Origin of the sequence: Streptomyces sp. MnatMP-M17 (assembly GCF_900091995.1) — a bacterium.
Classification (GTDB): Bacteria; Actinomycetota; Actinomycetes; order Streptomycetales; family Streptomycetaceae; genus Streptomyces.
Window position 1 is genome coordinate 1 of sequence record NZ_FMDK01000947.1, and the last position, 6,600, is coordinate 6,600.

5 protein-coding genes are annotated in these 6,600 nt (G+C 69.3%); all 5 read left to right on the top strand.

What is annotated here, in order from left to right:
- A partial coding sequence (locus tag GA0115259_RS33950; RefSeq protein WP_107469341.1) for an outer membrane protein assembly factor BamB family protein occupies window positions 1-1,539 on the top strand: 1,539 nt, incomplete at its 5' end.
- 138 nt (window positions 1,540-1,677) lie between these two features.
- Window positions 1,678-3,549 (top strand): outer membrane protein assembly factor BamB family protein, encoded by a 1,872-nt coding sequence (locus tag GA0115259_RS33955; RefSeq protein ID WP_093604039.1) that lies wholly within the window; start codon window positions 1,678-1,680, stop codon window positions 3,547-3,549.
- 252 nt (window positions 3,550-3,801) lie between these two features.
- Window positions 3,802-4,500, top strand: a complete 699-nt coding sequence (locus tag GA0115259_RS33960; RefSeq protein ID WP_093604041.1) for a helix-turn-helix transcriptional regulator — start codon at window positions 3,802-3,804, stop codon at window positions 4,498-4,500.
- Window positions 4,501-4,704: 204 nt separating this feature from the next.
- Window positions 4,705-5,757 (top strand): galactose-1-phosphate uridylyltransferase, encoded by a 1,053-nt coding sequence (gene galT, locus GA0115259_RS33965; RefSeq protein WP_093604043.1) that lies wholly within the window; start codon window positions 4,705-4,707, stop codon window positions 5,755-5,757.
- A partial coding sequence (galE, locus tag GA0115259_RS33970) for a UDP-glucose 4-epimerase GalE (RefSeq protein WP_093604045.1) occupies window positions 5,754-6,600 on the top strand: 847 nt, incomplete at its 3' end. The genes galT and galE, both read left to right, overlap by 4 nt.

The window sequence follows — 6,600 nt, forward strand, 5'->3', positions numbered from 1 at the left end:
CCCTCCGGCGGCTACGGCTCCCCGCCTCAGCAGTTCCCCGGAGCGCCCGTCCCGCCGCCCGGCGGCGGTGGCGGCGGTGGCGGTGGCGGAGGTGGCAGGAACTTCTTCAGGTCCACGCCCGGCATCGTCACCGCAGCCGCCGTCGCGCTGCTGCTGATAGGCGGCGGCGCGTGGTTCGCCCTCGGCAGCGGTGACGGTGACACCAGGCCCACCGCCGGCAAGAGCGAGGACGCCGAGCCGAGCGCCTCGGAGGGTGTCGACCAGGGCGACGGCACCGGCGGAGGCCGCGAGGAACAGGACGATCTCAACGCCGGGCGCAAGGACGGCGAGTCCAAGGTGCTCTGGCTCCAGACCAACGATGTGGATCTGCCTCGCAACGGCGCGGACGTATACGGTCCCTGGTTCGTCGGGGACACCGTCGTCAAGGCCATGTACCGGCAGATCGTGGGCTACTCCGCCGCCGACGGCAAGAAGAAGTGGACGCTTCCGCTGCCCGCCGAGGTGTGCTCCGCGCCCGTCGCGCCCACGGCCGACGGCAAGATCGTCATCGGGATCAAGGACGGCACGACCGACAAGAGCCTCTGCAACCAGCTCCAGATGGTCGATCTGAAGACCGGCAAGGGCGGCTGGAAGAAGGAGGTCCAGGAGTCCGGGACGTTCGACATCCTGACCGACATCACGCTGGCGATCAGCGGCAACACCGTCACCGCCGCACGCACAGGCAACTCCAACGCCTACCGGATGAGCGACGGCAAGGAACTGTTCGGCAAGCTGCCGGGTGAGTGCCAGCCGTACGCGTTCGCCGGCGGCGCCAAGCTCATCGCCGCCGAGAGCTGCCCGACCGGCGACTACGAGACCACGCAGAACCAGATCCAGGAGCTCGATCCGGCCACGGGTACGGCCCGATGGACCTACAAGCTCGCCAAGAACTGGGAAGTGGACAAGGTCTACTCGATCGACCCGCTGGTCATCTCCGCCAAGAACGACGACGAGAAGTCCTGGAGCGTCTTCGCGCTCAACGCGAACGGCACCCTGCGCTCGCAACTCGCGGGCGGCAAGGACAAGTTCGCGCCGCGCTGCGGCGGCGGCTTCGTCGTCTTCGGCAGCAATCTGGAGGGCTGTGTCGGAGTGGCCGCCGACGCGAGCACCTTCTACATGGCGACCGAGGCCGAGACGAGCGGTACCGAGCGCACCAACAAGGTCGTCGCCTTCAGCCTCGACACCGGCAAGGCCAAGTGGCGTGCCGACGCGCCCGCCGGGCGGCAGATGACGCCGCTGCGGATGGAGGGCGGCAAGGTGCTGGTGTATCTGGACCCGACGTACGACAAGGGCGGCGCGGTAGCGACGGTCGCGGCGAGCGGCGGCGCACCCACGGTGCTCCAGCAGCATCCGGCGTCGACGGCCCGGATCGAGAGCTCCTTCTACTCGGCGGAACTGGACTATGTGGACGGCCGGTTCTTTGTGACCAGCGGCCGGGTCAGCGCGAGCAACGACGAAGAGGAAATGAAGACGTCGACCATGATGGCGTTCGGTGAGTGACTCCGGTGAGAGACACCAGTGAGTGACACCGGTGAGTGACGCCGACCGGACCCGCTGGGATCTGGGACTTACGCGTCCAGCCACTCCGTACGCCACCGACTTCCCGCCCCCGAGCCCTTCCGACGAGGTACGTACGCCATGACGCAGCCGCCTCAGCAGCCGCAGTCGCCCCAACAGTCGCCCCAGCCTCAGCCGTCTCAGCCCTCTCAGCAGCCGCCCAACGAGCCGCCGCAGGGAGAGTTCGGAGCCCCGCAGGAGCCTCCGGCCGGTGGCTTCGGCGCTCCGCAGGAACCGCCGCCCGGCGGCTACGGGTACGGTGCTCCGACGCCGCCCGCGCAGAACGTTCCGTACGGTTATCCGCACCAGCAGCCGCAGTCGCCGCCGGGTTACGGCTATCCCGCGCCGCCCGGTTACGGCTATCCCGCCCAGCCCGGTCGGCCCGGTCAGCCCTCGTACGGCTATCCGACACAGCCCATGGGCCCGCAGGGCCCGTACCAGCAGCCCCCGCAAGCAGGCGGCAGCGGTGGCAGCGGCGGCAAGAAGCTGTCCACCCAGACGCAGATCATCATCGCCGCGGCCGTCGCCGTGGTGCTGATCGTCGGCGGTGGCATCTGGTTCGCCTCGTCGGGCGGTGACGGCAAGGAGAACGAGTCCAAGGGCACCTCGTCCGGCGCCACCGAGGGCGCCACGGGCGGCAAGGACGGCAAGGTCGGCGACGAGGCCATCGGCGGCGGTGGCACGGAGAAGGTGCCCGCCAACGTCAGGTCCAAGTCCGGATTCCAGCTCCCGACGCCCAAGGTCACCGATGTCACCGGCGTCAGCGGCTCCTGGATCACCGACACCGCCTATGTGAAGACGGGCGTCAACGAGATCGTCGGATTCGACCTCGACAAGGGCAACCAGATCTGGTCGATCCCGCTGCCCGGCCAGGTGTGCGCGGCGACGAAGCATGTCACCGAGGACAACAAGACCGCGATCGCCTTCGAGCCCGCCAAGCGCACCGCCGCCGAGAAGTACCAGAAGTGCACCGAGGTCGGCGCGATCGACCTGGAGGCCGGAGAGCTCCTCTGGACCAAGTCGGTCACGGGCTCCAACGCCGGTGACGAGAAGGTCCGGTTCGACGAGATCACGCTCAGCGGTACGACGGTCGCGGCCGGCGGCACGGACGGCGGCGCGGCCTTCGACCTCACCAATGGCGCGGTCCGCTGGAAGCCCGAGGTCAGCGCCGACGGCTGCTACGACATGGGATACGGCGGCGGCGCCGGTCTGGTCGCCGCCCGCAAGTGTGGTTCGTACGACGATCCGCAGATCTCCATCGACACTCTGAACCCGGTCACCGGCGCTCCGCTCTCCTCCTACAAGATGCCGGTCGGTGTCGCCTACGCGAGCATCGTCTCCACCAAGCCTCTGGTGGTGGCCGCCGACGTCGGTGACACGGCGGGCGACGGCAGCGGTATCTCGGACTTCTTCTCGATCGACGAGAAGACCGGCAAGCTGCTCGCCAAGATCCCGGCCGACGCCGACAGATACGCGGCGCGGTGCGGTTCCACCGAGGTCGAGTCCTGCCAGAAGCTCGTGGTGGGCAACGGCAGGCTCTATCTGCCGACCGAGGGACACGAGGGCGGCGGCGAGTACGGCGACACGAACGAGATCGTCTCCTTCGACCTCACCACCGGCAAGGGCACCTCGGACCGCGCCGACGCGGGCGACCGCTACACGATGTTCCCGCTGCGCATGGACGGCGGCAACATCATCGCGTACAAGGTGCCGCCGTACGACAAGGGCGGCCAGATCATCTCCATCGACGGCGGCACGTTCAAGGAGACGGTGCTGATGGAGAATCCGGCCGACAAGGCGGTCAGGGACGCGGAGACCAGCTTCTCCGCGGACTACGCCGAGATCCTCTACGGGGACGGCCGGATGTTCCTCTCCGAGACCATGCTGAGCAAGCCGTCGAACTCGTCGCTGGACGACACGTCGTATCTCGCGGTCTCGTTCACGACGAAGTAGCGCGGCGGGCGGTGGTTGCGGCGAGCGGTGGGCCTCGGCCCGTGGGCGGTACATCCACGGACCGAGGCCCGTTCCGTACGATCGTGGCGCGTCCCATAGCGGCCTTTGTCGCCGACTAGTCCTGAATGGCCGGGAATTCGGCAATCCGGGGGGCTTCTGAACAGTAGGGGGCGCGCGATCTCGAACAAGCGTGTAGCTTGCCGGGTCAGGAGGCCGGGGGGCCAGTTTTCTGCGGTGATGGGGGCTTTCTCTATGGGCGTTCGGCTCATGGTGGTCGACGACCACCGACTGCTCGCCGAGGCGCTCGCCTCGGCACTGAAACTGCGCGGGCACCGGGTGCTCGCGGCGGCGGCGCCCACGGCGGGCGTCGCCGATCTGGTGGTGAGCAGGGCGCCGGAAGTGTGCCTGCTGGGCACGGCGGCGCCGGCCGAGCCGGGCGCCTTCGACCCGATCGTACGGATCAAACGGGAGCGGCCGCAGGTGGCCGTGGTGGTGCTCGGTCCCGTACCGAACCCGCGCGGGATCGCCGCGGCCTTCGCGGCCGGCGCCTCCGGCTATGTGCGCCACGACGAGCGCATCGAGGGCGTGGAACGGGCCATGATCAAGGCGCGGGCGGGGGAGGCGGCGGTGGCGCCGCAGTTGCTCCAGGGCGCCTTCACCGAGCTGCTCAATCCGGCGGTCCAGCCGGACGACGAGGGACAGCGGCTGCTGCGGATGCTCACTCCGCGCGAGATCGAGGTGCTGGTGCGGGTCGCGGAGGGCGAGGACACCCGGCTGATCGCCGCCGGGATGGGCATCGCGCCGAGCACGGCCAGGACGCATGTGCAGCGGGTGCTGATGAAGCTGGGCGTGGGCTCCCGGCTGGAGGCGGCGGCGCTGGCGGCGCGTACGGGCCTGCTGGACCGCGCGGTGCCGGCCGACCCACGGCGGCCCGAAGCCCGCGATCACTGAGGGCGCGCGGACGTACGAGGCGCCGCGTACGGGGACGGGGCCGTCGGCCCACGCCCGGCTCACCGGCTCACCCTGCTCACGCGTCCCTGCCCATCTGCTCACGCGTCCTTCCCGCATTGACGCTGCTGTTGGTTTGTGATTTGTTGTGTTCGGTTCTGTTGAACGGTGTGGGCCATGCGGGTGACGTAGGCGAGAGGGCGACCGATGAAGAAGACGGTGACGCGGCTCGCCGACGGCCGTGAGCTGATCTACTACGACTCCCGCGACGACGCCGTACGGAACGCCGTCGACCGCAGGCCTCTCGGTCCCGTCGCCACCGCCTCCGAGATCCGCCATGACCCGCTGCTCGGCGACTCGGTCGCCATCGCCTCGCACCGTCAGGCCCGTACGTACCACCCGCCCGCCGACGAGTGCCCGCTCTGCCCTTCCCGGGACGGCCGGCTCAGCGAGATCCCGGACTCCGACTACGACGTCGCCGTCTTCGAGAACCGCTTCCCTTCCCTCGCGGGCGACTCCGGACGCTGTGAAGTCGTCTGTTTCACCGCCGACCATGACGCCTCGTTCGCCGGCCTCTCCGAGGAACGGGCCGCTCTGGTGCTGGACGCCTGGACCGACCGTACGGCGGAGCTGGCCGCGCTGCCGCAGGTCGAGCAGGTCTTCGCGTTCGAGAACCGAGGCGTGGAGATCGGTGTGACGCTCGGCCATCCGCACGGGCAGATCTACGCGTATCCGTTCGTCACGCCGCGCTCCACGCTGATGCTCCGCTCCGCCCGCGAGCACCGGGCCGCGACCGGCCGCAATCTCTTCGACGACCTTGTCGAGCGCGAGCGTACGCAGCGGACCGGCGGCGACCGGGTGGTGCTGACGGGCGAGCACTGGGTGGCGTTCGTGCCGTACGCCGCGCACTGGCCGTACGAGGTGCATCTCTATCCGGTCCGCCGCGTCCCGGATCTGCGGGCGCTGGACGACGCGGCCCGCGCGGAGTTCCCACAGGTCTATCTGGAACTCTTGAAGCGCTTCGACCGGATCTTCGGCGAAGGTGAACCGCCCACGCCCTATATCGCCGCCTGGCACCAGGCGCCGTTCCGGGCCGCCGGGCGCGATGACTTCGCGCTCCACCTGGAGCTTTTCACCGTGCGCCGCACTTCGGGCAAGCTGAAGTTCCTCGCGGGCTCCGAATCCGGCATGAGCGTGTTCATCAATGACGTGCCACCGGAGGCCGCGGCCGAGCGACTGCGAGAGGTAGCGAGCGAGTGAGCAAGAAGTACCTGGTCACGGGCGGTGCGGGATATGTCGGCAGCGTGGTCGCGGCCCATCTGCTGAAGGCCGGGCACGAGGTGACCGTGCTGGACGATCTCTCCACCGGCTTCCGGGAGGCGGTCCCGGCGGGCTCCGTGTTCATCGAGGGCCGGATCCAGGACTCCGCCGAGTGGCTGGACTCCTCGTACGACGCGGTGCTGCACTTCGCCGCGTCCTCACAGGTCGGCGAGTCCGTCGCCAGGCCCGAGAAGTACTGGGACAACAATGTCGGCGGCTCCATGGCGCTGCTCGCCGCGATGCGCTCGGCCGGCGTGCGCAAGCTGGTCTTCTCGTCCACCGCGGCGACCTACGGCGAGCCGGTCTCCACGCCGATCACGGAGTCCGACCCGACGGCTCCGACCAGTCCGTACGGCGCCTCGAAGCTCGCCGTCGACCATATGATCGGCGGCGAGTGCGTGGCGCACGGTCTCGCGGCCGTCTCGCTGCGCTACTTCAATGTCGCGGGCGCGTACGGCAGTTGCGGTGAGCGACACGATCCCGAGTCGCATCTCATTCCGCTCGTCCTCCAGGTCGCGCTCGGCCGGCGCGAGTCGATCTCCGTCTTCGGCGAGGACTATCCGACGCCGGACGGCACCTGCGTACGCGACTACATCCATGTCGCGGATCTCGCCGAGGCGCATCTGCGCGCGCTGGAGGCGGCGGCCGAGGGCGAGCATCTGATCTGCAACCTCGGCAACGGCAACGGTTTCTCCGTACGCGAGGTCATCGAGACCGTACGCAAGGTCACCGGGCATCCGATCCCCGAGGTCATGGCGGCGCGCCGCGGCGGCGATCCGGCCG

What these genes read in the sequence shown, in the direction of transcription:
- GA0115259_RS33955 (WP_093604039.1), top strand. Translation starts at nt 1,678, where the DNA reads ATGACGCAGCCGCCTCAGCAGCCGCAGTCGCCCCAACAGTCGCCCCAG.
- GA0115259_RS33960 (WP_093604041.1), top strand. Translation starts at nt 3,802, where the DNA reads ATGGGCGTTCGGCTCATGGTGGTCGACGACCACCGACTGCTCGCCGAG.
- galT (WP_093604043.1), top strand. Translation starts at nt 4,705, where the DNA reads ATGAAGAAGACGGTGACGCGGCTCGCCGACGGCCGTGAGCTGATCTAC.